25 protein-coding genes are annotated in these 23,915 nt (G+C 66.5%); 21 read left to right on the forward strand and 4 right to left on the reverse strand.

Annotated elements, in window-relative coordinates:
• Nucleotides 1-10 precede the first annotated feature (10 nt).
• From ACLBYA_RS24950 to ACLBYA_RS24960, 3 genes are read left to right on the forward strand one after another with little or no spacing between them, the layout of a single operon-like run.
• The gene (locus ACLBYA_RS24950) at nt 11-874 is read left to right on the forward strand and encodes an ABC transporter permease (protein ID WP_447712139.1); all 864 of its coding nucleotides are present in this window, start codon (nt 11-13) and stop codon (nt 872-874) included.
• The gene (locus ACLBYA_RS24955) at nt 871-1,908 is read left to right on the forward strand and encodes a taurine ABC transporter substrate-binding protein (RefSeq protein WP_447712140.1); all 1,038 of its coding nucleotides are present in this window, start codon (nt 871-873) and stop codon (nt 1,906-1,908) included. Before ACLBYA_RS24950 ends, ACLBYA_RS24955 begins: the two co-directional genes overlap by 4 nt.
• Nucleotides 1,889-2,677: an ABC transporter ATP-binding protein gene (locus ACLBYA_RS24960; protein ID WP_447712141.1), complete on the forward strand. Its 789-nt coding sequence runs from the start codon at nt 1,889-1,891 to the stop codon at nt 2,675-2,677. Before ACLBYA_RS24955 ends, ACLBYA_RS24960 begins: the two co-directional genes overlap by 20 nt.
• A gap of 119 nt (nt 2,678-2,796) precedes the next feature.
• On the opposite strand, the gene ACLBYA_RS24965 is transcribed toward ACLBYA_RS24960, so the two are convergent.
• Complete coding sequence (locus tag ACLBYA_RS24965) at nt 2,797-2,907, reverse strand: hypothetical protein (protein WP_019514171.1); 111 nt, start codon at nt 2,905-2,907, stop codon at nt 2,797-2,799.
• A 147-nt stretch (nt 2,908-3,054) separates the two neighbouring features.
• Here ACLBYA_RS24965 and ACLBYA_RS24970 point away from each other — a divergent pair, with 147 nt between their 5' ends.
• From ACLBYA_RS24970 to ACLBYA_RS24990, 5 genes are read left to right on the forward strand one after another with little or no spacing between them, the layout of a single operon-like run.
• Nucleotides 3,055-3,708 (forward strand): TetR/AcrR family transcriptional regulator, encoded by a 654-nt coding sequence (locus ACLBYA_RS24970; RefSeq protein WP_447712142.1) that lies wholly within the window; start codon nt 3,055-3,057, stop codon nt 3,706-3,708.
• Complete coding sequence (locus ACLBYA_RS24975; protein WP_447712143.1) at nt 3,705-3,953, forward strand: SDR family NAD(P)-dependent oxidoreductase; 249 nt, start codon at nt 3,705-3,707, stop codon at nt 3,951-3,953. The genes ACLBYA_RS24970 and ACLBYA_RS24975 overlap by 4 nt, the downstream gene beginning before the upstream one ends.
• Nucleotides 3,954-3,983: 30 nt before the next feature.
• Nucleotides 3,984-4,217 (forward strand): SDR family NAD(P)-dependent oxidoreductase, encoded by a 234-nt coding sequence (locus tag ACLBYA_RS24980; RefSeq protein ID WP_447712144.1) that lies wholly within the window; start codon nt 3,984-3,986, stop codon nt 4,215-4,217.
• A 30-nt stretch (nt 4,218-4,247) separates the two neighbouring features.
• The gene (locus tag ACLBYA_RS24985; protein ID WP_447712145.1) at nt 4,248-5,393 is read left to right on the forward strand and encodes a ferredoxin reductase; all 1,146 of its coding nucleotides are present in this window, start codon (nt 4,248-4,250) and stop codon (nt 5,391-5,393) included.
• 11 nt (nt 5,394-5,404) lie between these two features.
• Complete coding sequence (locus tag ACLBYA_RS24990; protein WP_447712146.1) at nt 5,405-6,631, forward strand: fatty acid desaturase family protein; 1,227 nt, start codon at nt 5,405-5,407, stop codon at nt 6,629-6,631.
• Here ACLBYA_RS24990 and ACLBYA_RS24995 read toward each other — a convergent pair.
• Nucleotides 6,615-6,974 carry a DoxX family protein gene (locus tag ACLBYA_RS24995; protein WP_447712147.1) on the reverse strand — a complete coding sequence of 120 codons (360 nt, stop codon included), beginning with the start codon at nt 6,972-6,974 and terminating at the stop codon, nt 6,615-6,617. The genes ACLBYA_RS24990 and ACLBYA_RS24995 overlap by 17 nt on opposite strands.
• 80 nt (nt 6,975-7,054) lie before the next feature.
• Between ACLBYA_RS24995 and ACLBYA_RS25000 the strand changes: the two genes are divergently transcribed.
• The 3 genes from ACLBYA_RS25000 to ACLBYA_RS25010 all read left to right on the forward strand — a co-directional run bounded on the left by ACLBYA_RS25000 (nt 7,055) and on the right by ACLBYA_RS25010 (nt 10,744).
• Nucleotides 7,055-7,921 (forward strand): sigma-70 family RNA polymerase sigma factor, encoded by an 867-nt coding sequence (locus ACLBYA_RS25000; RefSeq protein WP_447712148.1) that lies wholly within the window; start codon nt 7,055-7,057, stop codon nt 7,919-7,921.
• Between the two features lie 9 nt (nt 7,922-7,930).
• Nucleotides 7,931-9,637 (forward strand): acyl-CoA dehydrogenase, encoded by a 1,707-nt coding sequence (locus tag ACLBYA_RS25005; protein ID WP_447712149.1) that lies wholly within the window; start codon nt 7,931-7,933, stop codon nt 9,635-9,637.
• Between the two features lie 93 nt (nt 9,638-9,730).
• Entirely contained in the window at nt 9,731-10,744 is a 1,014-nt protein-coding gene (locus ACLBYA_RS25010; RefSeq protein WP_447712150.1) for a tripartite tricarboxylate transporter substrate binding protein, read from the forward strand.
• 5 nt (nt 10,745-10,749) lie between these two features.
• On the opposite strand, the gene ACLBYA_RS25015 is transcribed toward ACLBYA_RS25010, so the two are convergent.
• The gene (locus ACLBYA_RS25015; protein WP_447712151.1) at nt 10,750-11,847 is read right to left on the reverse strand and encodes an alcohol dehydrogenase catalytic domain-containing protein; all 1,098 of its coding nucleotides are present in this window, start codon (nt 11,845-11,847) and stop codon (nt 10,750-10,752) included.
• 26 nt (nt 11,848-11,873) lie between these two features.
• On the opposite strand from ACLBYA_RS25015, the gene ACLBYA_RS25020 reads away from it, so the two are divergent.
• Together ACLBYA_RS25020 and ACLBYA_RS25025 are read left to right on the forward strand one after the other, a co-directional pair.
• On the forward strand, nt 11,874-12,296 hold the full coding sequence (locus ACLBYA_RS25020) for an acyl-CoA thioesterase (RefSeq protein WP_447712152.1): 423 nt from the start codon (nt 11,874-11,876) through the stop codon (nt 12,294-12,296).
• 24 nt (nt 12,297-12,320) lie between these two features.
• Complete coding sequence (locus ACLBYA_RS25025) at nt 12,321-12,761, forward strand: SRPBCC family protein (RefSeq protein ID WP_447712153.1); 441 nt, start codon at nt 12,321-12,323, stop codon at nt 12,759-12,761.
• Between the two features lie 73 nt (nt 12,762-12,834).
• Here ACLBYA_RS25025 and ACLBYA_RS25030 read toward each other — a convergent pair whose 3' ends face one another.
• On the reverse strand, nt 12,835-13,515 hold the full coding sequence (locus ACLBYA_RS25030) for a GntR family transcriptional regulator (protein ID WP_447712154.1): 681 nt from the start codon (nt 13,513-13,515) through the stop codon (nt 12,835-12,837).
• 156 nt (nt 13,516-13,671) lie between these two features.
• On the opposite strand from ACLBYA_RS25030, the gene fadD5 reads away from it, so the two are divergent.
• The 8 genes from fadD5 to ACLBYA_RS25070 all read left to right on the forward strand — a co-directional run bounded on the left by fadD5 (nt 13,672) and on the right by ACLBYA_RS25070 (nt 23,910).
• On the forward strand, nt 13,672-15,276 hold the full coding sequence (gene fadD5, locus ACLBYA_RS25035) for a fatty-acid--CoA ligase FadD5 (RefSeq protein ID WP_447712155.1): 1,605 nt from the start codon (nt 13,672-13,674) through the stop codon (nt 15,274-15,276).
• Between the two features lie 342 nt (nt 15,277-15,618).
• The gene (locus tag ACLBYA_RS25040) at nt 15,619-16,356 is read left to right on the forward strand and encodes an MlaE family ABC transporter permease (RefSeq protein WP_447712174.1); all 738 of its coding nucleotides are present in this window, start codon (nt 15,619-15,621) and stop codon (nt 16,354-16,356) included.
• A gap of 85 nt (nt 16,357-16,441) precedes the next feature.
• A complete protein-coding gene (locus ACLBYA_RS25045; protein ID WP_447712175.1) occupies nt 16,442-17,227 on the forward strand; it encodes an MlaE family ABC transporter permease in 786 nt (261 codons plus the stop codon).
• 2 nt (nt 17,228-17,229) lie between these two features.
• A complete protein-coding gene (locus ACLBYA_RS25050; protein WP_447712156.1) occupies nt 17,230-18,441 on the forward strand; it encodes an MCE family protein in 1,212 nt (403 codons plus the stop codon).
• A 58-nt stretch (nt 18,442-18,499) separates the two neighbouring features.
• Nucleotides 18,500-19,531 carry an MCE family protein gene (locus ACLBYA_RS25055; RefSeq protein ID WP_447712157.1) on the forward strand — a complete coding sequence of 344 codons (1,032 nt, stop codon included), beginning with the start codon at nt 18,500-18,502 and terminating at the stop codon, nt 19,529-19,531.
• Nucleotides 19,528-21,117, forward strand: coding sequence for an MCE family protein (locus tag ACLBYA_RS25060; protein ID WP_447712158.1), 1,590 nt, complete (start codon nt 19,528-19,530; stop codon nt 21,115-21,117). The genes ACLBYA_RS25055 and ACLBYA_RS25060 overlap by 4 nt, the downstream gene beginning before the upstream one ends.
• Nucleotides 21,118-21,127: 10 nt before the next feature.
• A complete protein-coding gene (locus tag ACLBYA_RS25065; protein WP_447712159.1) occupies nt 21,128-22,771 on the forward strand; it encodes a virulence factor Mce family protein in 1,644 nt (547 codons plus the stop codon).
• A complete protein-coding gene (locus tag ACLBYA_RS25070) occupies nt 22,768-23,910 on the forward strand; it encodes a virulence factor Mce family protein (protein WP_447712160.1) in 1,143 nt (380 codons plus the stop codon). Before ACLBYA_RS25065 ends, ACLBYA_RS25070 begins: the two co-directional genes overlap by 4 nt.
• Nucleotides 23,911-23,915: the final 5 nt, after the last annotated feature.

Here is a 23,915-nt window from a genome sequence, read left to right on the forward strand (position 1 = left end):
GTCGGCAACCGTGTCTGTCTTCGTCGATATCGTGCCCGACGAGCCGCCCGTCGAGTCGCCCCGCTCGGCCGCCCCTCGGCAACGGCTACGTGGCCTGGCCACCAAGGCCGGCCTGCCGCTGTTGTCGGTGCTGGTCTTCTTCGCCGTCTGGCAGGCCGTCGCCTCTGCCGGCATCTGGAACCAGACCTTCGTGCCGTACCCCAGCACCGTGTGGCGGGCCTTCATCGATGTCTCCACCACACATGACGGCGCCCGCGGCTACGCCGGTTACCTGCTCTACGAGCACCTGTACATGACGCTGCGCCGGGTGCTGGCCGGTGTTGTCATCGGTGTGCTGCTCGGTGTGCTGCTGGGCCTGGTGATGGGTTCGGTCGGCTGGCTGCGCAGCGTGCTCGAGCCGTGGCTGACCTTCCTGCGGGCGCTGCCGCCGCTGGCCTACTTCTTCCTGCTGGTCATCTGGCTGGGCATCGATGAGGCCCCGAAGATCACCCTGCTGGCCTTGGCTGCACTGCCGCCGGCGGCCGTCGCCACCACCGCCGCCGTCGTCGCCGCCCCGGTCGGGCTGCAGGAGGCGGCCCGCGCACTGGGCGCCACCCGCGCCCAGGTGATCCGCGATGTGGTGGTGCCCTCGGCGCTGCCGGAGACCTTCACCGGGATCCGGCTCGCGGTCGGTATGGCGTACTCGTCGGTGGTCGCCGCCGAACTGTTCAACGGCATCCCCGGTATCGGCGGATTGGTCAAGGACGCAAGTAATTACAACAACACCCCAGTCGTGCTGGTCGGGATCTTCGCCATCGGGTTCTCGGGTCTGGTCATCGACGGATTGCTGCGGGCGCTGGAACGGCGCGCCGTCCCCTGGAGAGGAAAAATATGAAGTTCAAGTCGCTATTGGTCGCTGCGGCAAGCGTTCTCGCGTTGGCCGGCTGCGCCGTGGACAACTCCTCCGGGACCGGTGCCGACGGTGACAAGCCCACCTTGCGCATCGGCTACCAGACCTTCCCGAGCGGGGATCTGATCGTCAAGAACAACAAGTGGCTCGAAGAGGCGCTGCCGGAGTTCAACATCAAGTGGATCAAATTCGACTCCGGCGCCGACGTGAACACCGCCTTCATCGCCAAGGAACTCGATTTCGGTGCGCTGGGCTCCAGTCCCGTGGCCCGCGGTCTGTCCGAACCGCTGAACATCCCGTACAAGGTGGCCTTCGTGCTCGATGTGGCCGGTGACAACGAGGCGCTGGTGGTTCGCAACGAGGCGAATGTCAGCGATATCGCGGGCCTGCGGGGCAAGCGCATCGCCACCCCGTTCGCGTCCACCGCGCACTACAGTCTGCTGGCCGCGCTGTCGCAGAATGGGTTGTCGCCCAGCGACGTTCAGCTGATCGATCTGCAGCCGCAGGCCATCCTGGCGGCCTGGGACCGCGGTGACATCGACGCCGCGTACACCTGGCTGCCCACCCTGGATCAGCTGCGCACGACCGGCAAGGATCTGATCACCAGCCGGCAGCTGGCCTCCGACGGCAAGCCCACCCTGGATCTCGGGGTCGTCTCCGATGAGTTCGCCCAGGCGCACCCCGACGTCGTCGACACCTGGCGCGAGCAGGAAGCCCGCGCGCTCGACGTCATCGCCGACGACCCGGCGGCCGCGGCCAAGGCCATCGCCGCCGAGATCGGGCTGCCCGAATCCGATGTCGAGGGTCAGCTCAAGCAGGGGGTGTACCTGACGCCGGCCGAGGTGGCCTCGGCCGAATGGCTGGGCGCCGAGGGTGCCCCGGGCAATATCGCCACCAACCTGCAGAGCGCCTCGCAGTTCCTGGCTGAGCAGAAGCAGATCCCGGCTGCGGCCGATCTCAAGACCTTCCAGGACGCCATCTATACGAAGGGGCTGCCCGGTGTCATCACGGGAAGCTGACCCGGCCGGCGGCCTGCGGATCGCCAACGTCGCGCACCGCTATGGCCGCGGCGCCGACGAGGTGACCGCGCTGGGCCCGGTCGACCTCGATGTGGAGCCCGGTGCCTTCCTGGTGCTCGTCGGGGCGTCGGGCTGCGGTAAGAGCACCCTGCTGCGGCTGATCGCCGGTTTCGAATCGCCCAGCGAGGGCCAGGTGCAGGTCGGTGGGGCGGCACCCACACCCGGGGTCACCTCGGGTGTGGTGTTCCAGCAGCCGCGGCTGTTCCCGTGGCGCAGTGTCGGCGGGAACGTCGACCTGGCGCTCAAGTACGCGAAGGTGCCCCGTGAGCGTCGCGCCGAACGTCGTGATCAGTTGTTGGAGCGGGTCGGGCTGGAGGGCACGGCGCACCGCAAGATCTGGGAGATCAGCGGCGGCCAGCAGCAGCGGGTGGCGATCGCCCGGGCACTGGCGGCCGAGACTCCGCTGTTCCTGCTCGACGAGCCGTTCGCGGCGCTGGATGCGCTGACCCGGGAACGACTGCAGGACGATGTCCGGCAGGTGAGCGCCGAGTCGGGCCGCACCACGGTGTTCGTCACGCACAGTGCGGACGAGGCGGCGTTCCTGGGATCCCGGATCGTGGTGCTGACCCGGCGGCCCGGCAAGATCGCGCTGGACCTGTCCTCACAGCTGCCGCGGACCGGGGTCGAGGCCGATGACCTGCGTCGTTCCCCGGAGTTCCTGGCGCTCAAGAACGAGGTGGGTGAGGCGGTGAAGGCCGCCGCGGCCTGATCGGTTGGCCCGCGATTGACCGCAAACGGTCATCGATCACGGCGTGTCGGTGTACAGACACGGTCGCTCGCGGAAAGGAAAAGGCACCCGCCGCGGCGGGTGCCTTTTTCGTGGAACGTCTAGACCGGCGGGTAGGCGGGCGGCGGGTAGACACCGCGCAGGCCCCAGGCCAGCCAGCTGAAGAAGAACTCGCCCTCGTCGCTGATGTCGTAATCGGGATTAGGATCCATTGTCGCCTCCGCAGCAAGCCTGTTTCGCTGAAGTCTAATCCCTGTGGGTGATCTCAGGACAGCGAAACCTTCCCATTGCCTAGACTGGCCAACCAGTTGATTGGTTCCCGGACGCCGTCCGGTCTGCAGATAGATAGTGAGTAAGCCATGTCCACCGATTCCGCCACCACCGGCGCGTCCAACGGATCGTCGCGGCGCAACGAGCTGCTGGCCGTCGCCGCCAAGCTGTTCGCCGCCCGCGGCTACCACGGCACCCGGATGGACGACGTGGCCGACGCCGTCGGCCTGAACAAGGCGACCGTCTACCACTACTACGCCAGCAAGTCGCTGATCCTTTGGGACATCTACAAGCGCACCGCGGACTTCACCGTCGACGCGCTGCACGACGATCCGACCGCCACCGCGCGCGAGACCATCTATCACTTCACCCGACGCCTGCTGACCGGCATCGCCAATGACCTGGAGGCCGCCGCCGTCTACTTCCAGGAGGGCCCCTACATCTCGGAGTGGTTCACCGAGGAGCAGGTCACCTACATCCGCAAGGCCGAGGCCACCGTGTACGAGCACGTCCGCGACGTCATCGACCGCGGCATCGCCAGCGGCGAGTTCTACGACTGCGATTCGCATGTGCTGGCCCTGGGTTATATCGGTATGACGCTGGGCGCCTACCGCTGGTTGCGTCCGCACGGCCGGCGCACCGCCCAGGAGATCGCCGTGGAGTTCAGCACCGCCCTGCTGCGCGGGCTGATCCGCGATGAGGTGGTGCGCACCGAGGAGCCGCTCGGGGGAGCGCAGAAGTGACCGATCTGTTCGCACTCGACGGCAAGGTCGCCGTGGTGACCGGCGGAGGCCGCGGTATCGGCGTGATGATCGCCCGCGGACTGCTGCAGGCCGGCGCCGCCAAGGTCTACCTGTCCGCGCGCGAGGACGCCGTCCACGCGCTGTTCAACAATGCCGGGGCCAATTGGGGGAACCTTTCGACACCTTCCCCGAATCCGGGTTCGACCGGGTTTTCGACGTCAACGTCAAGGGCGTCTTCCTGCTGACCGGCGCACTGGTGCCGCTGCTGACCGCCGGTGCCACCAACGACGACCCGGCTCGGGGCGTCAACACCGGGCAGTGTGGACGGTTTCCACATTCCCGAACGCGGCCGCAACAACTTCTCATATGCGGCCAGCAAGGCCGCCGTGCACGCGCTCACCCAGCACCTGGCCGGAGAGCTCGCCCCACGCATGCTGGTCGATGCCATTGCGCCGGTGCTGCTTCCGTCCCGGATGACGAATGGGCATGTGACGAATGGGCATGTGTGAACTGCGTCGCACCTGGGTAACTGGGTGTACATGTGTTCACTAAATCTTCGTGACCTCACGCGTTGGAGCGCGGCGCCGGCCCGCGATGTCGCCACGGCGTCGCAGGGTGCCGGGGCGAAGATCAACATGGTCCGCGGGCTCGCGGCACGTGCCACCACCCCACTGCTGCCCGACGACTATCTCAAGCTGCTCAACCCGCTTTGGACGGCTCGCGAGTTGCGCGGCGAGATCGTCGAGGTCCGCAGGGAGACCGAGGATTCCGCCACCGTCACCATCAAGCCGGGCTGGGGTTTCACCGCCGACTACCAACCCGGCCAGTACGTGGGTATCGGACTGCGGGTCAACGGCCGCTGGCATTGGCGGTCCTACTCGCTGACCTCGGTCCCCGAACGCGACGGCAAGCTCATCTCCATCACCGTGAAGGCCACACCCGAGGGCTTCCTGTCGACCCACCTGGTCAACGGTGTGGAACCCGGAACGATTGTTCGCCTCGCGGCGCCCAAGGGGGACTTCGGATTGCCCGACCCGCCGCCGGTCAAGATGCTGCTGGTCACCGCGGGCAGTGGCATCACCCCAGTGATGGCGATGCTGCGCTCGATCGAACTTCGCGGACACACCTCGGATGTCGTGCACATCCACTCCGCACCCACCCGCGAGAACGTCATCTTCTCCGACGAACTGCACGACCTGCAGGACCGCCGGGCCGGGTACCGATTGCACCTCCAGTTGACCGATCGGATGGGACACCTCGATGTCGCCGATATCGGCGAACACGTCGCCGACTGGCAGGAGCGACCGACCTGGGCCTGTGGTCCACCGGCCATGCTCGACGAGATCGAACGGGTGTGGACCGCGGCCGGAGTCCCCGAAAATCAGCTGCACATGGAACGTTTTGTCATCGCCCGCACCGACAAGGGCGGCGAGGGCGGCACCGTCAACTTCGCCGTCTCGGACAAGACCGTCGAGGTGGACGGCGCCACCTCACTGCTGGAGGCCGGCGAGCAGGTGGGAATCCAGATGCCGTTCGGTTGCCGGATGGGCATCTGCCAAACCTGCGTGCTGCCACTGGAATCCGGTCACGTCCGGGATTTCCGCTCCGGCGAGGAGCACGGCGAGGGCGACCGCATTCAGACCTGCATCTCGGCGGTGTCCGGGAACTGCACCATCAACGTCTAGGAGGAACAGCCATGGCCATCACCGACATCAGGGCATACGCCCATCTGGCACCCGCCGACGTCGAGGAACTGGAGCGTGAGCTCGACGCCATCCGCACCGACATCGAGGAATCACGCGGTGAGTCCGACGCCCGTTACATCCGCCGCGCCATCCAGTTGCAGCGGGTGCTGGCCGTCGGCGGACGCGCGGCATTGTTCTTCAGCCGCAACAAGATCGCGTGGGCGGCGGGCACCGGCATGCTTGCCGCGGCCAAGATCATCGAGAACATGGAACTCGGACACAACATCACCCACGGGCAGTGGGACTGGATGAATGATCCGGAGATCCACTCCACCGAATGGGAGTGGGACACCACGTCGCCGACCGTGCACTGGAAGAAGTCGCACAACTACATTCACCACAAGTACACCAACGTCGTCGGCCTCGACGACGATATCGGCTACGGCATCATGCGACTGACCCGCGACGAGCCGTGGAAACGCTGGATGATCGGTAACTCGCTGTACAACTTCCTGCTGGGCACCCTCTTCGAATGGGGTGTCGCCCTGCACGGCATCGAAACCACCAAGTGGCGCAAGGGTGAGAAGACGATCGGCGAGATGCGCAAAGATCTGCGCATCATCGGCAAGAAGGTCAGCAAGCAGGTCGGCAAGGACTACATCATCTTCCCGGCGCTGTCGGGGCGGAACTGGAAGCACACCCTCGGCGCGAACGCGGTCGCCAACCTGATCCGCAACTACTGGGCCTACATGGTGATCTTCTGCGGCCACTTCCCGGACGGCGCAGAGAAATTCACCCGCGAGGAGTTCGAGCGTGAGACCCACGGCGAATGGTATCTGCGCCAGATGTTGGGCTCGGCCAACTTCCACGCCGGGCCGGTGATGGCCTTCATGAGCGGCAACCTGTGTTACCAGATCGAACACCACCTGTTCCCGGATCTGCCGAGCAACCGCTACGCCGAGATCGGGGTGCGGGTCCGCGCGCTGTGCGACAAATACGATCTGCCCTACACCACGGGTTCCCTTGTCCGGCAGTACAGTCAGTCGTTCTGGACCATCGCCAAGCTGGCCCTGCCGGATCGTTTCCTGACCGCGACCTCCGATGACGCCCCCGAGACCAACTCGGAACTGAAATTCCGGATCCGCGATGGCCTGCGAGAAACCTTCGGTATCGATCCGCGCACCGGTAAGCGGCGCGGGCTGCGTACCGCCTTGCGTGAACTCAAGCAAGCGGCGTGACGAACCGGCCCCACGCCAACATCACGAACATGGCCAGGAACACGATGTCCCCGGCCATGTAGGTCCATTCGCTGCGACGAAATCGGGTGGTGGCGGCGCCGGCCATGAACAGCGCCAGACCGCAGGCCGCCGGCGCCACCAGCGGTGGTACCAGAAGCCCCGCCGCGCCGGTCAATTTGATCACCGCGATGGCCCGCAGGTGCCCGTCACCGAAATCGTCGACCCAGTGCTGGTTGGGTGCCAGCGACCGATACCGGGCGCGCGGCATCAGCAGCAGGCTAGCTCCCCCGGCCAGATACGCCGTCGCGGCGGCACCGGCGACGATCCACAGCGTCGTGTTCATGGCAGTCTCCATTTCGTGGTTACCTCTCGGTGTCTTGACTCGTCATCTCTGTGACGGGTGCGGACGAGGAGAGGTAACCGATGACCGCGACGACGTTCGAGCTGCAGCGACCGCGACTGCTCGCGCTGGCCCATCGGATCCTGGGATCACGCACCGATGCCGAGGACGCCGTGCAGGAGGCCTGGCTGCGACTCGACCGCCAGGACACCGACACGATCGACAACGTGGCCGGCTGGCTCACCACCGTGGTCGGCAGGATCTGCATCGACATGCTGCGGGCGCGGGCCGCCGGCCCACAGGTCACGCTGACCCCGGACCTGCCGGAGCTCATCGTCACCGCAGACCCCGACACCCCCGAGGATGCGGCCGTGCTGGCGGATTCCGTCGGACTCGCCCTGCTGGTGGTGCTCGGATCGCTGACACCCGATGAACGGCTGGCGTTTGTGCTGCACGACATGTTCGCGGTGCCGTTCGCCGAGATCGGCCAGATCCTGGACCGCAGCGCCGATGCCGCCAAGATGCTGGCCAGCCGGGCCCGCCGCCGAGTGCGCGATGTGCCGATATCCGACCGGCCGCGGCGCCACGAGCAACGCGCGGTCGTCGATGCCTTCCTGACCGCAGCCCGCGACGGAGACTTCGACGCCCTGCTGCGCGTCCTGGATCCCGACCTCACCTGGCAGCGTCTCACCGCCCGCGGGATGACCGTCGGCACCGGGGCCGGACCCGTCGTCGACGCGATCCGGCGCGGTCAGGGGGCCCGGGTCACCGCCCAGCGGGTGGTGGTCAACGGCGAACCGGGAATCCTGGCCTGGGGCCCCACCGGCCGCCCGCTGTCGCTGATGGCCTGCACCGTCGACCACGGCCGGCTGGTCGGCATCCTGTCGATCGTCGACCCCACGCTGCTGGCTGGGGTCACACTGCCCGAGCCCCCGCCCGCCGACGTCTAGCCTGGCGTCATGAAGTCGACCATCCTGTCCCGGCGCGACCTGGATTTCCTGCTCTACGAATGGCTCAAGGTCGAAGAGCTGACCGCGCAGCCCCGGTTCGCCGAACACTCGCGGGAGACCTTCGACGGTGTGCTCGACCTGTGTGAACAGTTGGCGGAACGATACTTCGCCCCGCACAACAAGCTCAGCGATGCGCACGAACCGACCTTCGACGGCACCACCGTCACCGTGATCCCCGAGGTGAAGACCGCGATCGAGGCCTTCGCCAAGGCGGACCTGATGGGCATGAGCTTCGACGCCGAGCTCGGTGGTGCGCAGCTGCCGGTCACCGTCGCGCAGGCCGGGTTCGCCTGGATCTCGGCGGCCAACATCAGCACCTCCGGCTACCTGATGCTGACGATTGCCAACGCGAATCTCATTGCCGAGTTCGGTGATTCGGATCAGATCGAGGCGTACGTCAAACCGATGCTCGCGGGCCGATTCACCGGCACCATGGCGTTGTCGGAGACCCAGGCCGGTTCGTCGCTGGCCGACATCACCACCCGGGCCGAACCGCAGCCCGACGGCAATTACCGGGTGACCGGCACCAAGATGTGGATCTCCGGTGCCGAGCACGAACTCTCGGAGAACATCGTCAACCTGGTGCTGGCCAAGATCCCCGGCGGCCCGGCCGGGACCAAGGGCATCTCCTTGTTCATCGTGCCCAAGTTCACCGATGACGGTGTGCGCAACAAGGTCGCGATATCCGGCCTCAATCACAAGATGGGCCAGCGCGGTATCACCAACACGGTGCTCAACTTCGACGGTGCCACCGGCTACCTGGTCGGCGAACCGCACCGCGGGTTGACCTATATGTTCCGCATGATGAACGAGGCCCGCCTCGGGGTCGGCATGGGTGCGGTGGCACTGGGATACACCGGCTACCTGAAATCCCTGGACTATGCCCGCGAACGGCCGCAGGGCCGCCTCGTCAAAGACCCCACCACCCCGCAGGTGCCGATCATCGAGCATGCCGATGTGAAGCGGATGCTGTTGGCGCAGAAGTCCTATGTGGAAGGTGCGCTGGGGCTGGCGTTGTACTGTGCCCGGCTGACCGATCTGGGTGAGCATACGCTGCTGGACATCCTGACGCCGATCGCCAAGAGCTGGCCGTCGCAGTGGTGTCTGGAGGCCAACAACCTGGCCATCCAGGTGCTCGGCGGTTACGGCTACACCCGCGAGTACGACGTCGAGCAGCATTACCGGGACAACCGGCTCAACCCGATCCACGAGGGCACCCACGGCATTCAGAGCATGGACCTGCTCGGCCGCAAGGTCACCCAGAACGGTGGTGCCAGTCTGGCGGCCCTCACCGAGCGCATCGCGGCGACGGTGGCGGCCGCGGGTGACGGTGAGGCAGCTGTGCTGGCAGCGCAGCTCGACGCGTCCTGGCAACGTCTGCTCGAGGTGACTGGGGGTATGTTCGCCGGAGGGGACATCGCCGCCGCGATGGCCAACAGCGCCATCTATCTGGAGTGCTTCGGGCATATCGTGATCGCGTGGATCTGGCTGGAACAGTATCTGGCGACCTTTGCTGAATCGGGAGATTTCTACGAAGGTAAGCGGCAGGCCGCAGTGTTCTTCTTCCGTTATGAGTTGCCGAAAACGGCCGCGCAGCTGGATTTGCTGGACGGTCTGGATCGCACCACTCTCGACATGCAGAACAGCTGGTTTTGACATCCGTCAACAGTTAGTGCGATAGCTGGGAGGGGCGTACCATCCTGACGCAACCGTCAGAAACCGCTCTTTGATCCCTCAGGAAGTAGCTCCATGGCGATCGTAGCCACTCGTCTTCGTCCTCGTGTCGCGGTACTCGCGGCCACTGCGGCGCTCATCGCCACCGCCTGCGGCGGTGCACCGGCGCAATCCGCCACCGATACCGATACCGGCGGATGGCCGGCGGGCAACGTCGAGATGTTGGTCGGTTACGCCGCCGGTGGCTCCAGCGATGTGATCAGCCGGGCGGTGGCCCGCGGCCTCGGTGCCGTGTTGGACGCGCCGTTCCGGATCACCAACCGGGAAGGCGGCAATGGCGCGGTCGCCGCGGCCGAGCTCGCCGCCGCCCCGCCCGACGGCTCGCAGATCGCCATCCAGAACGCCTCGCTGTACGTCATCACCCCGCTGGCGGTGAACGCCGAGGACGCCCTGGACATCGCGGACTTCGATGTGGTGCACGGCATCTCGAGCGAGAACTATGTGCTGGTCGCCAACCCCGCCACCGACTTCCGGGCCATCGGGGACATGCGCGCGGCCAACCGGACGATCCGCTACGGCACCGCCGGAGTCGGCACCGGCGCACAGCTGTCGGCCGGACTGCTGATGAAGGGTGTCGGCGTGTCCTCGGAGGCGGTGCCCTACGACAGTGGCGCGCCGAACCTGGCCGCCGTGCTGGCCAACGAGGTGGACGTCGCCGTCATCCACGTCGGTGAGGCGATCGAGAACATTCGATCCGGAAAGCTGTTGCCGCTGGCGGTGTTCAGCCCCGAACGCATCAGCGTCCTGCCCGAGGTGCCGACGGCGCGCGAACACGGAATCGATGTCGTCGTCAGCCAGTACCGCTTCATGACCGTGCCGAAGGGCACACCGGCGCTGGTGACCGACAAACTCGCCGAGGGGATGAAGGCGACATTCGCCACCGAGGCGTACAAGAAGTTCAACGAGCAGAACAGCCTCACCCCGATGGAGGTCTCCGGCCAGCAGGTCGTGGCCATGCTCGCGGCGGACAAGCAGCGCTACGCCGAGATGGTCGCCACCGGCGGCATCGACCTGCACGACATCGGCTGAGGGGCCTAGTCGAATCGGATGATCTGCCGCACGGCATGACCGTCGGCCAGGGCGTCCATGCCGGCATTGATCTCGTCGAGCGTGATGGTCGAGGACACCAGGCGCTCCACCGGTAACCGGCCGGCCCGCCACAGATCCACGAAGGCCGGGATGTCGCGGGACGGCACCGCCGAACCCAGATAGCTGCCGATCAGTGAACGGCCCTCGGCCACCAACCCCAACGGCGACACCGAGATCCGGGCATCCGGCGCGGGGAGCCCGACGGTGATGGTGCGCCCACCCGGCGCCGTCAACCCGATCGCGGTCTCCAGTGCTGCCGGGTGCCCGACGGCCTCGATCACGATCTCGGCCTTGAAGTCCGCCTGCTCGGGTGTCACCGCCTCATGGGCGCCCAGCGACCGGGCCAGCGCCAGCTTGTCCGGCATCCGGTCGACGGCGATGACGCGGACACCGTCATAGGCCAGCGCGGTCAGCACCGCGGCCATCCCGACACCGCCGACCCCCACCACCGCGACGGTCTGCCCGGGCTTGGGCCGGCCGGCATTACGCACGGCACCGCCACCGGTCAGTACCGCACACCCGAGCAGCGAGGCGACCACCGCGGGAACGTCGGCGTCCACCGGCACCACCGAACGCCGGTCCACCACGGCGTGGCTCGCGAAACCGGAGACCCCGAGGTGGTGCAGGACCTGCTCATCGTGAAAGCCACCGAGACGCACGGCGCCACTGAGCAGGGTGCCCGCGCCGTTGGCGGCGCTACCAGGAATGCACGGCGCCAGACCGTCGGTAGCGCAGGCCGGACACTCTCCGCAGCGCGGCAGGAACGTCATGACCACCCGCTGACCGACGGTCAGATCCGAACTGCCGCCGACCTTCTCGACGATGCCCGCCGCCTCGTGGCCGAGCAGCATCGGCACCGGCCGCACCCGGTTGCCGTCGACCACCGACAGGTCCGAGTGACACAGGCCTGCGGCCTCGATACGCACCAGCAGCTCGCCGTCGCCGGGATCGGCGAGGTCGACCTCGGTGACGACCAGCGGACGGGAGGTCGCGTACGGGCGGGCCGCGCCGATGGTCTCCAGGACCGCACCACGGATCAACATGACTCCAGCCTGACATGCTTGCCGCCATGGAACTGTCGACCGCGGATTTCCCGCTGCATTGGCCGGTGCAGACCCGGTGGACCGACAACGACATGTTCGGCCACCTCAACAACGCGGTGTACTACCAACTGTTCGACACCGCGATCAACGCGTGGATCGGCGCCGGAACCCGGGTCGACGCGATGGCCGCACCGTGGCTGGGTGTGGTGGCCGAATCGAGCTGCCGGTACTTCGCCGAACTGAAGTTTCCTGCCGATCTGGTGGTCGGTCTGGCGGTGACCCGGCTGGGCAACTCGAGTGTCACCTACCGCACCGGGTTGTGGGCCGACGGCGGCCCGCTCGCCGCGGTCGGTTCGTGGGTGCACGTCTACGTCGACCGCGAGTCGCGTACGCCGGCGCCGATCCCGGAGGCACTACGGGCCCTGATGGCGGGCATCGTCGTCGACTGACACCGCACCGAATAAACTCGCCGGATGCCGATCGTCAGCAAGACCGTCGAGGTGTCCGCCCCCGCCGCCGCCATCATGGCGATCGTCGCGGACTTCGAGGCCTACCCGCAGTGGAACGAAGAGGTCACCGGCGCGTGGATCCTGGCCCGCTACGACGACGGACGGCCCAGTCAGCTGCGGCTGGACACCAGCATCCAGGGCATGGACGGCAGCTTCATCGAGGCGGTGTACTACCCCGCGGAGTTCCAGATCCAGACCGTCATGCAGCAGGGCACGCTGTTCTCCAAGCGCGAGCAGCTGTTCGCCATCGTCGACATGGGCCCGGTCAGCCTGCTGACCGTCGACATGGATGTCGAGGTGTCGATGCCGGGTGTGCCGTCGATGATGGTCAAGAAGGTCGCGGGGGACGCGTTGGAGCACCTTGCCGGCAATCTGAAGAAGCGGGCCGAGGAACTCGGCGCCTGACGCCGAGATCGACGTTTCGGCGCGATTCACTCGCACTTTCCGGCCCGTTTGTTCGTTTGGGCGGGTTGGGGGTCTAGGTCCACAGCCCCAGGTCGTCGAGCAGGCTGGTCAGCCGTCGCGCGCCGTCGTCGAACTGGCTGCGGGTCAGCGCCACCACCTCCGCGACGTTGCGTTCGCGCAGCGCGCCGACGAGCCGTCGGTGATTGGCCACCGCCTCCACCCCCCACTGCGGGTCCGAGGCGTAGATGTGCGGCGGTAGATAGCGCGCCGCGTTCAGCAGGAACCAGGCCAGCTTGATCCGGTTGGTGATGCGGTTGAACGCCCGGTGAAAGCGGAACTCTGCCAGCGCGATCGACTCCACGTCGCCGACCTGCACCGCGTCGGCCAGCATGTCGGTCAACCGGTCCAGCTCGTCGATATCGGCGTCGGTGACCCGCTGTGCGGCCGTGGCGGCCAGTTCGGCGGCGATGGTGCCCTGCAACCAGAAGATATCGGCGATGTCATCGCGGGTGAACGGTGACACCACATGCCCGCGATTGGGCTCCAGCTGCACCATGCCCTCGCCGCGCAGCGTGCGCAGCGCCTCGCGCACCGGGGTGATGCTGACCCCGAGCTGGGCGGCCGTCTCGTCGAGCCGGACGAAGGCGCCGGGCCGCAGCGTCCCGGACATGATCGCCACGCGCAGGTAGCCGGCCACCTCATCGGAGAGTTGCTCACGGCGGCGGGCCGGCCCCAGTTTGGCGGGTGCGTTCATGCGGGCGGGCGACATCCTTACTGGGCGGGGTTGTTCACGAGGGCGCTGTCGTCATAGTGTGACCCCGACGACACACGATTTGATCAAATATAAACCCTGATCGGTTTCGAACACCAAGCAAACGTGCCGGCACCCCTCGATCGAAAGAGTCTCGCCTTGACCGTCCAGACCGCCCCGTCCCGCACCGAACAGCCCTACCTGGCCCGGCAGCAGAACTGGACGAATCAACTGTCCCGGCACGCCCTGATGCAACCGGGCAAGACCGCGCTGCGTTTCCTCGGCCAGACCACCACCTGGGCCGAGCTCGATGCGCGGGTCGACGCGCTGGCCGGCGCCCTGCAGCGACGCGGTGTCGAGGCGGGGGACCGCGTCCTGATCCTGATGCTCAACCGTCCCGAGTTCATCGAGTCCTTCCTGGCGGCCAACCGGCTCGGGGCGATCGCGGTCCCGGTGAACTTCCGGATGACCCCACCCGAGATCGCCTTCCTGGTCAGCGACTGCGCGGCCCGCGTGGTCGTCACCGAGGCCGTGCTGGCGCCGGTGGCCACCGCGGCGCGCGACCTGGACCGGGCGAGCGAAGCGACGGGAAATGGAACCGCCACGCTGACCACCGTGATCGTCGCCGGCGGCGGCACCGAGGACGGGGTGCTGGGCTACGACGACCTGCTCGCCGAGCAGAACCCGACGCCGGCCCCGGTCGACATCCCCAACGACTCGCCCGCGCTGATCATGTACACCTCGGGCACCACCGGTCGGCCCAAGGGCGCGGTGCTCACCCACACCAACATCAGTGGGCAGGCGCAGACCTTCCTGTTCACCAACGGCGCCGACCTCAACCACGATGTCGGCTTCATCGGTGTCCCGCTGTTCCACATCGCGGGGATCGGCAACATGATCCCGGGGCTGCTGCTGGGCCGGCCGACCGTTGTCTACCCGCTCGGCGCCTTCGAACCGGGTGCGCTGCTCGACGTGTTGGAGGCCGAGTCGGTCACCGGCATCTTCCTGGTCCCCGCGCAGTGGCAGGCCGTCTGCGCCGCCCAGAAAGCCCAGCCGCGCAAGTTGGTGCTGCGCGTCTTGTCCTGGGGGGCGGCGCCGGCATCGGACACGTTGCTGAAGGACATGGCGCAGACCTTCCCGGGCGCCAACATCCTGGCCGCGTTCGGGCAGACCGAGATGTCGCCGGTCACCTGTATGTTGTTGGGCGAGGACGCAATTCGCAAGCTCGGCTCGGTCGGCAAGGTCATCCCGACGGTATCGGCGCGGATCGTCGACGAGGATATGAACGATGTCCCGATCGGCGACGTCGGCGAGATCGTGTACCGCGCGCCGACGCTGATGTCGGGCTACTGGAACAACCCGAAAGCCACCGCCGAATCGTTTGCCGGTGGCTGGTTCCACTCCGGCGATCTGGTGCGCCAGGACGACGAGGGTTACATCTGGGTCGTCGACCGTAAGAAGGACATGATCATCTCCGGCGGCGAGAACATCTACTGCGCCGAGGTGGAGAACGTTCTGGCTGCTCACCCGTCCATTGCCGAGGTCGCGGTGATCGGGCGCCCGCACGAGAAATGGGGCGAGGTGCCCGTCGCGGTCGTCGCCCTCGCGGCGGCCGGGTTGACGCTGGCCGAACTCGACGAGTTCCTCACCGAACGGTTGGCTCGGTACAAGCACCCGAAGGCGCTCGAAGTGGTCGACGCGCTGCCCCGGAACCCCTCTGGCAAAGTGCTCAAGACCGAGCTTCGAAGCATCTTCGGCGCCTGAGCGAACATTGACGCGGGCGAAAGTTTAACTGGGGCAACGGTTTCTTTCACAGATCCCGACGTGCCGCCGCCCGGACCGGATTTGCTGACAGTTGCGATATGAATAAATCAGATGCCACACCCCGCTGGTCACGGATCGGGTACAGTCCTGTGGTCCGAGTTACTACCCACCGGTAGGTAGGGCAGGATCACACGCAACGGAGACGGGGCTCCGGACCAGAAGAGGAGGGGGCGTGCGACAGCTGAGTCTGCTGCGCGAGGAACTCGTCTCGGAGGTGCGCCTGTGACTGCGGGCAACGGTCTGGTCGACTACGTCAAGGACCAACTGGACAAACCGCTGACAATGGTCGGCGGTTTCTTCAAGATGTGTGTCCTGACCGGAAAGGCACTGCTCACGCGGCCGTTCCAGTGGAAGGAATTCATCCTTCAGAGTTGGTTCCTGATCCGGGTGGCGTTCCTGCCCACGCTCGCCGTCTCCATTCCGCTGACCGTGCTCATCATCTTCACCCTCAACATCCTGCTCGCCGAGTTCGGCGCCGCCGACGTCTCCGGGGCGGGCGCGGCGCTCGGCGCGGTCACCCAGCTCGGCCCGCTGGTGACGGTGCTCGTGGTCGCCGGTGCGGGTTCGACCGCCATCTGCGCCGACCTGGGCGCACGCACCGTCCGCGAAGAGATCGACGCCATGGAAGTGCTCGGCATCGATCCCATCGAGCGACTGGTGGCGCCGCGCGTCGTCGCGGCCACGTTCGTCGCCTTCCTGCTCAATGGTGCGGTGATCACCATCGGTCTGGTCGGCGGCTACTTCTTCGGCGTCTACATCCAGAACGTCAACGCCGGCGCCTACGTGTCGACGCTGACACTGCTCACCGGTTTCCCCGAGGTCATGATCTCGGTCATCAAGGCCACCCTGTTCGGCCTCATCGCCGGGCTGGTCGGCTGCTACCGCGGACTCACCGTCGCCGGTGGTTCCAAGGGTGTGGGCACCGCGGTCAACGAGACGCTGGTGCTCTGCGTCGTCGCGCTGTTCGCCGTGAACGTGGTGCTGACCACCATCGGTGTCCGCTTCGGAACGGGAGGCTGAGATCAGTACAGCTGCAGTTCTGCGGACCCGGTTCCCGCGGGCCTTCGACCGCACCCGCGGTTATGCGGGCGCGCCGGGCCGGTTCCTGGACAGCATCGGCCACGTCGCCTGGTTCGTCGTGCAGGCCGTCGGGCATCTGCCGCACGCCTTCCGGTACTACCGCCGCGAATCGCTGCGGCTGGTCGCCGAGATCGGCATGGGCACCGGCGCGATGGCCGTCATCGGCGGCACCGTGGCGATCATCGGTTTCGTCACGCTGTCGGCCGGCTCGCTGATCGCCATCCAGGGTTTCGCCTCGCTGGGCAACATCGGCGTCGAGGCTTTCACCGGATTCTTCGCCGCCCTGGCCAACATTCGCGTCGTCGCACCGGTGGTAACCGGACAGGCGATGGCCGCCACCGTCGGGGCCGGCGCCACCGCCGAACTCGGCGCCATGCGCATCAGCGAGGAGATCGACGCCCTTGAGGTGATGGGCATCAAGTCCATTTCGTATCTGGTGTCCACCCGGCTGATGGCCGGCGCCATCGTGATCGTCCCGCTGTATGCGATGGCGATCCTGCTGTCGTTCCTGTCGGCACAGCTGGTGACCACCGTCTTCTACTCGCAGTCGGTGGGCACCTACGAGCACTACTTCCACACGTTCCTGCGCGTCGACGACGTGATGTGGTCCTTCCTGGAGGTGATCATCATGTCGATCATCATCATGTTGAACCACTGCTACTTCGGATACTTCGCCAGCGGAGGCGCGGTGGGTGTGGGTGAGGCGGTGGGTCGTTCGATGCGCACCTCGCTGATCGCGATCGTCTTGGTGGTCCTGTTGGCCTCGTTGGCGCTGTACGGCACCGACCCGAACTTCAACCTGACGGTGTAGCGATGGCTGCCGAGCTGAACAAGTCGAGGACCCCGCCGTACAAGCTGGCGGGTCTGGTGCTGCTGTTGATCATCGCGCTGATCCTGACCCTGACGTGGCTGCAGTTCCGTGGCTTCTTCGAGAAGCAGGTGCAGCTGACGGTGATGGCCGAACGGGCCGGCCTGGCGATGGACCCGGGCTCCAAGGTCACCTTCAACGGGGTGCCGATCGGGCGGCTGGCCGAGGCCGGTGTGGTCACCATCGGCGATGTGCCCCAAGCCAAGCTGACCCTCGACGTCGACCCGAAGTACCTGTCACTCATCCCGTCCAACGTGCAGGCCGAGCTGCGCGCGACGACAGTGTTCGGCAACAAGTACATCTCCTTCCTGTCCCCGGACGACCCGTCCGCCGAGCGGTTGAGCGGTGGCGCCACCATCCAGGCCACCGGAACCACCACCGAGTTCAACACCCTGTTCGAGACGATCATGAAGATCTCCGAACAGGTCGACCCGGTCAAGCTGAACCAGACCCTGACCGCGGCCGCACAGGCCCTCGACGGCCTCGGTGACAAGTTCGGTCAGTCGCTGGTGGACGGCAATGAGATTCTCGGCGAACTGAATCCGCGGATGCCGCAGATCCGCCGTGACATCACCGGGCTGGCCGATCTGGCCGATGTTTACGCCGACGCCTCGCCGGACCTGTGGGACGGGCTGACCAACGCGGTCACCACCGCCCAGACCCTCAACGCCGAGCAGGGCAATATCGACCAGGCGCTGATGGCGGCGGTCGGCTTCGGCAACACCGGCGCCGACATCTTCGAGCGTGGAGGCCCGTACCTGGTGCGCGGCGCGCAGGATCTGCTGCCGACCTCCAAGCTGCTCGACTATTACAGTCCGCAGCTGTTCTGCACCGTTCGCAACTACCACGACGCTGCCCCCAAACTGGCGGGCGCTCTTGGTGGTAACGGTTATTCGCTGCAGACGAAGTCCTCGGTGCTGGGTGCGGGAAACCCGTACGTGTTCCCGGACAACCTGCCGCGGGTGAACGCCCACGGCGGCCCGGGTGGGCGACCGGGCTGCTGGCAGCCGATCACTCGCGATCTGTGGCCGATGCCGTACCTGGTGATGGACACCGGTGCCAGCCTCGCGCCGTACAACCACTTCGAACTCGGCCAGCCGATCATGCAGGAGTATGTCTGGGGCCGCCAGGTGGGGGAGAACACGATCAACCCATGAGCGACTACGGAGCGAATCAACAACCGGCATGCGGGATCCGAGCCTGCGAGGAGGCCGCATGAGTATCAAAGGGACGCTCTTCAAGCTCGGCGCCATCTCGGCGGTGCTGCTCACCTTTACCGCCGTCATCTTCGTGGTGTTCGCCCAGCTCCGATTCGACCGCACCACCGGCTATTCGGCGATCTTCGAGAACGCCAGCGGCCTGAAGACCGGCCAGTTCGTCCGCGCCTACGGCGTCGAGGTCGGCAAGGTCGAGGGCGTCACGCTGATCGACGGCGGCGAGCGGGTCCGTGTCGACTTCGAGGTCGAGCGCAACCTGCAGCTGTTCTCCGAATCCACCGCCGCCATCCGGTATCTGGACCTGATCGGTAACCGCTACGTGGAACTGCGTCGCGGCGACAGCAACACCGTGTTGCCCGCCGGTGGCACCATCCCGGTGGAGCGCACCGAACCGGCCCTGGATCTCGACGCGCTCGTCGGAGGATTCCGTCCGCTGTTCAAATCGCTTGACTCGGACAAGGTCAACAACATCGCCACCTCGATCATCACGATCTTCCAGGGGCAGGGCGGCACCATCAACGACATCCTGGACCAGACCACCGAGCTGACTTCGGCTCTGGCGGATCGGGATCAGGCCATCGGGGAGGTCATCACCAACCTGAACACGGTGTTGGACACCACCGTCAAACACCAGAAGCAGCTCGACGAGACGCTGGTGAATTTCGAGGCGCTGATCACCGGGCTGAAGAACCGCGCCGACCCGATCGGTGAATCGGTGGCCGATATCAGCAATGCGGCCGGATCGCTGTCGGATCTGCTGGCCGACAACCGGCCGCTACTGCGCGACACCCTCGGTTACCTGGAGACCATCCAGCAGCCGCTGATCGATCAGCTCGATCAGGTCAACGACATCGTGCAGAAGATCCCGGCCTCGCTGAAGGTCATCGGCCGCGCCGGTGGCATCTACGGTGACTTCTTCAACTTCTACGCCTGCGATCTCTCGCTGCGGCTCAACGGACTTCAGCCGGGTGGGCCGGTCCGCACGGTACGGGTCACCTCGCAGCCGACGGGGAGGTGCACGCCCCAGTGAGAACCATCCAAGGTAGCGACCGCATCCGTAAGGGTGTGATGGGTGTGGTGACGGTCGCGCTCGTCATCGGCGTCGGCTCCAGCATCACCACCGTGCCGATGCTGTTCGCGGTGCCCGAGTACTACGCCCAGTTCAATGACACCGGCGGCCTGAACGTCGGCGACAAGGTCCGGGTCGCCGGCGTCGACGTCGGCACCGTGCAGAGCATGGAGATCAAGGGCGACCGTGTCGAGATCGGCTACACCCTGGGCGGTATGCAGATCGGCACCGAGAGTCGGGCCGCCATTCGCACCGATACGGTCTTGGGCCGCAAGAACATCGAGGTCGAACCGCGCGGTGACGAGCTGCTGAAGCCGCGCGGCTTCCTGCCGGTCGAACAGACCCAGACGCCGTATCAGATCTACGACGCGTTCCTCGACGTCACGCAGGGGACCGCGGGCTGGGACACCCAGGCCGTCAAGCAGTCCCTGAACGTGTTGTCCGAGACCGTCGACCAGACCTCACCGCATCTGAGCGCGGCACTCGAAGGGGTGCAGCGGTTCTCCGACACCCTCGGCCAGCGCGACGAGGAGCTCAAGCAGTTGCTGGCCAATGCCAACAAGATCGCCACCGTGCTCGGCGACCGCAGCGGTCAGGTGAACGCCCTGCTGGTCAACGCGCAGACCCTGCTGGCCGCGGTGAACGAGCGCAGCTACGCGGTCAACATGCTGTTGGAGCGGATCTCCAATGTGTCGCAGCAGGTTTCGGGTCTCATCGATGACAACCCGAACCTCAACCACGTGCTGACCCAGCTCAACACGGTCAGCGACACGTTGGTGGAGCGCAAGCACGACCTCGCCGACACGCTGTCCATCGCGGGCAAGTTCATCACCTCGCTGGCCGAGGCGCTGGCGTCGGGCCCGTACTTCAAGGTGATGCTGGCCAACCTGTTGCCGCCGACCATGCTGCAACCGTTCGTCGACGCGGCGTTCAAGAAGCGCGGAATCGACCCGGAGCAGTTCTGGCGCAACGCCGGTCTGCCGGCCTTCCAGTTCCCCGACCCGAACGGTGAACGCTTCGAGAACGGTGCGCCGCCACCCGCCCCGCGGGTGCTGGAAGGTACCCCGGAGTTCCCGGGCCCGGCCGTGCCGAAGGGCTCGCCGTGCTCCTACACGCCGCCGGCCGACGGCCTGCCGCGTCCCGACAATCCGCTGCCCTGTGCCGATCTCACGGTCGGCCCGTTCGGCGACAACCCGTACGGCCCCAACTATCAGGGCCCGGTCGGGGTGCAGACCTCCGATCCGAACGCGCACGGGCTGGGCCCGACACCGGGTGTCCCGAGTGCGGCCATCCCCGGTCAGTTGCCGCCCAACGTCCCGGGCACTCCGGTGCCGCTGGTGCCCGGCCCGCCCGGGGCGCGCACCGTGCCGGTCGGTCCGCCCGGGGTTCCGGCCCCGCCGGGACCGATCCCGAGCCGCGCGCCGTTGCCGCCGCCGCTGCCCGGTCCGCCGCCACCGCCGGGACCGGGGGAGCAGTTGTCCCCCGCCGGCACGGCGCCGTTGCCCGGCAATCCGCCATTCCTCCCGCCCAATTCGCAGGCAGGTTAGGGCCGAATAGATGTCGACGATCTTCAACATCAGAAATGTCACACTTCCGCGCTTTTCCAGGGCGGCCGTGATCATCGGTGCCATCGTGCTGGTGGTCGCCGTCGGCGCCGCCGCCATCGGCTGGAACGTCTACAAGAAGCTGACCACCACCACGGTCACCGCGTACTTCCCGCAGACACTGGCGCTGTATCCCGGCGACAAGGTGCTCATCATGGGCGTCCACGTCGGTTCGATCGACTCCATCGAGCCGCAGGGCGACCGGATGAAGGTCGTGATGCACTGGGACAGCAAGTACAAGGTTCCCGAGAACGCCAGCGCCTCCATCCTGAACCCGTCGCTGGTGGCCTCCCGTGTCATCCAGCTGTCGCCGCCCTACACCGGCGGGCCGGCGATGGCCGACGGTGCCGTCATCGAAGAGGACCGCACCCAGGTACCCGTCGAGTACGACCAACTGCGCGACCAGATCACCCGGCTGCTCGCCGATCTGGGGCCCACTCCCGAACAGCCCAAGGGGCCTTTCGGCGACATCGTCGAATCGTTCGCCGACGGTTTCGAGGGCAAGGGTGAGCAGTTCAACAAGACGCTGCAAGGCCTTTCGGATGCGCTGACCGCCCTCAACGAGGGCCGCGGCGACTTCGTCGGCATCGTCAAGAGCCTTGCGGTGTTCGTCAACGCGCTGCACAAGAGCGATCAGCAGTTCGTGGCACTCAACAACGATCTGGCGCAGTTCACGAACTCGTTCACCAACACCGACCGCGAGGTCGCCACCGCGCTCGACGATCTGAACAAGGTGCTGGCCACCACCCGACAGTTCCTCGACGAGAACGGCACCCCGCTCACCAACAACGTCAACAACCTGTCCGATGTGACGACGACGATCCTGCAGCCCGAGCCCCGCGACGGCCTGGAGACCGGTCTGCACGCCTACCCGAACCTGGTGGCCAATGTCGTGAACGTGGTGGCGCCCAACCAGGGTGGCATCGTCGGCCTGCCGGTGCTGCCCGGTGTCACCAACTTCTCCAACCCGCTGAACTTCATCTGCAGCTCCATCCAGGCCGGCAGCCGACTGGGCTATCAGGAATCCGCGGAGCTGTGCGCGCAGTACCTGGCGCCGATCATGGACGCGATGAAGTTCAACTACATCCCGTTCGGTATGAACCTGGCCGCCGGCGCGATGACGTTGCCCAAGCAGATCGCGTACTCCGAACCACGGCTGCGGCCGCCCCCGGGCTACAAGGACACCACCGTGCCCGGCATCTTCTCCCGCGACACCCTGTTCTCGCACGGCAACCACGAGCCGGGCTGGATCGTGGCACCGGGTATGCAGGGTGTTGAGGTGCAGCCCTTCACCGCGAACATGCTGACACCGGATTCGTTGGCCGCCTTGCTGGGTGGGCCTGATCCGCTGCCGACACCGGCACCGCCGGCCTTCGGGGTGCCCCCGGGCGGCAACCTGCCCGGACCACCGAACGCATACAGCGAGAACACGCCGCTGCCGCCGCCGTGGTACCCGCAGCCGGGCCCGCCGCCGGCACCCGCACCGGGTGTCATCCCCGGCGACCCGCCGCCGGCCGCCGCCGTCAGCGGACCCGCCGCGCCCGCGGCACCGGCACCGCCAGGACCGCCGCTGCCCGCCGAGGCAGGTGCGCGATGAATCTGAAAAAGGTTGCGACCCGTACGGTGGCTCTCGCGGTTGCCGGGCTGATGCTGACCGGCTGCGGACAGTGGCGCGGTATCGCCAACGTGCCGCTGCCCGGTGGGCCGGGCACCCAGAACGGCAGCACCACGATCTACATCCAGATGCCGGAGACGTTGGCACTCAACGCCAACAGCCGGGTCCGGGTGGCCGATGTGTTCGTCGGCCGGGTCCGCAAGATCGAGTTGCGGGACTGGACGCCGTTGCTGACGGTGGACCTGGAACCCGGTGTCCAGCTGCCGAAGAACGCCCTGGCCCGCGTCGGGCAGACCTCGCTGCTCGGTTCCCAGCACGTCGAACTCGACGAGCCGGAGGATCCGTCCTCGGAGCCGCTGCGCAACGGCGACACCATCCCGCTGGCCAACTCGTCGGCGTTCCCGACGATCGAGCGGACGCTGGCCAGCATCTCGGGCATCCTGACCGGTGGTGGTATCCCGAACATCGAGACCATCCAGAACGAGGTCAACGCGATCCTGTCCGGGCGTTCCGGTGAGATACGGGAGTTCCTGAACCGGCTGGACACCTTCACCTTCGAGTTGAACCAGCAGCGCGACGACATCACCCGCGCCATCGACTCGACCAACCGGCTGCTCTCGATCGTCAGTCAGCGCACCGAGACCCTGGACCGGGTGCTCACCGAGTTCCCGCCGCTGATCAAGCATTTCGCCGACACCCGTGATCTATTCGCCGACGCGGTGACCTCGCTGGGACGGCTCAGCGATGTCGCCGACACCACGCTCAGCGATACCAACGCCAACCTGAACACCAACTTGGCGAACCTGCAGCGCCCGCTGCGCGAGCTGGCCAAGGCCTCGCCGTACCTGGTGGGTGCATTGAAGCTGCTGCTGACGGTGCCGTTCAACATCGAGAACATCCCCAAGGCGATCCGCGGTGACTACATCAACGTGTCGGTCACCATCGACCTCACCTTGAGTGCGATCGATAACGGATTCCTCTCGGGGACCGGTATTTCGGGCATGCTGCGGGCTCTCGAGCAGGCCTGGGGCCGCGATCCGGCGACGATGATCCCGGACGTGCGGTTCACACCGAACCCCAACAGTGTGCCGGGCGGTCCGCTGATCGAAAGGTCGGAGTGAGACAT

This window comes from Mycobacterium sp. C31M (genome assembly GCF_053345865.1).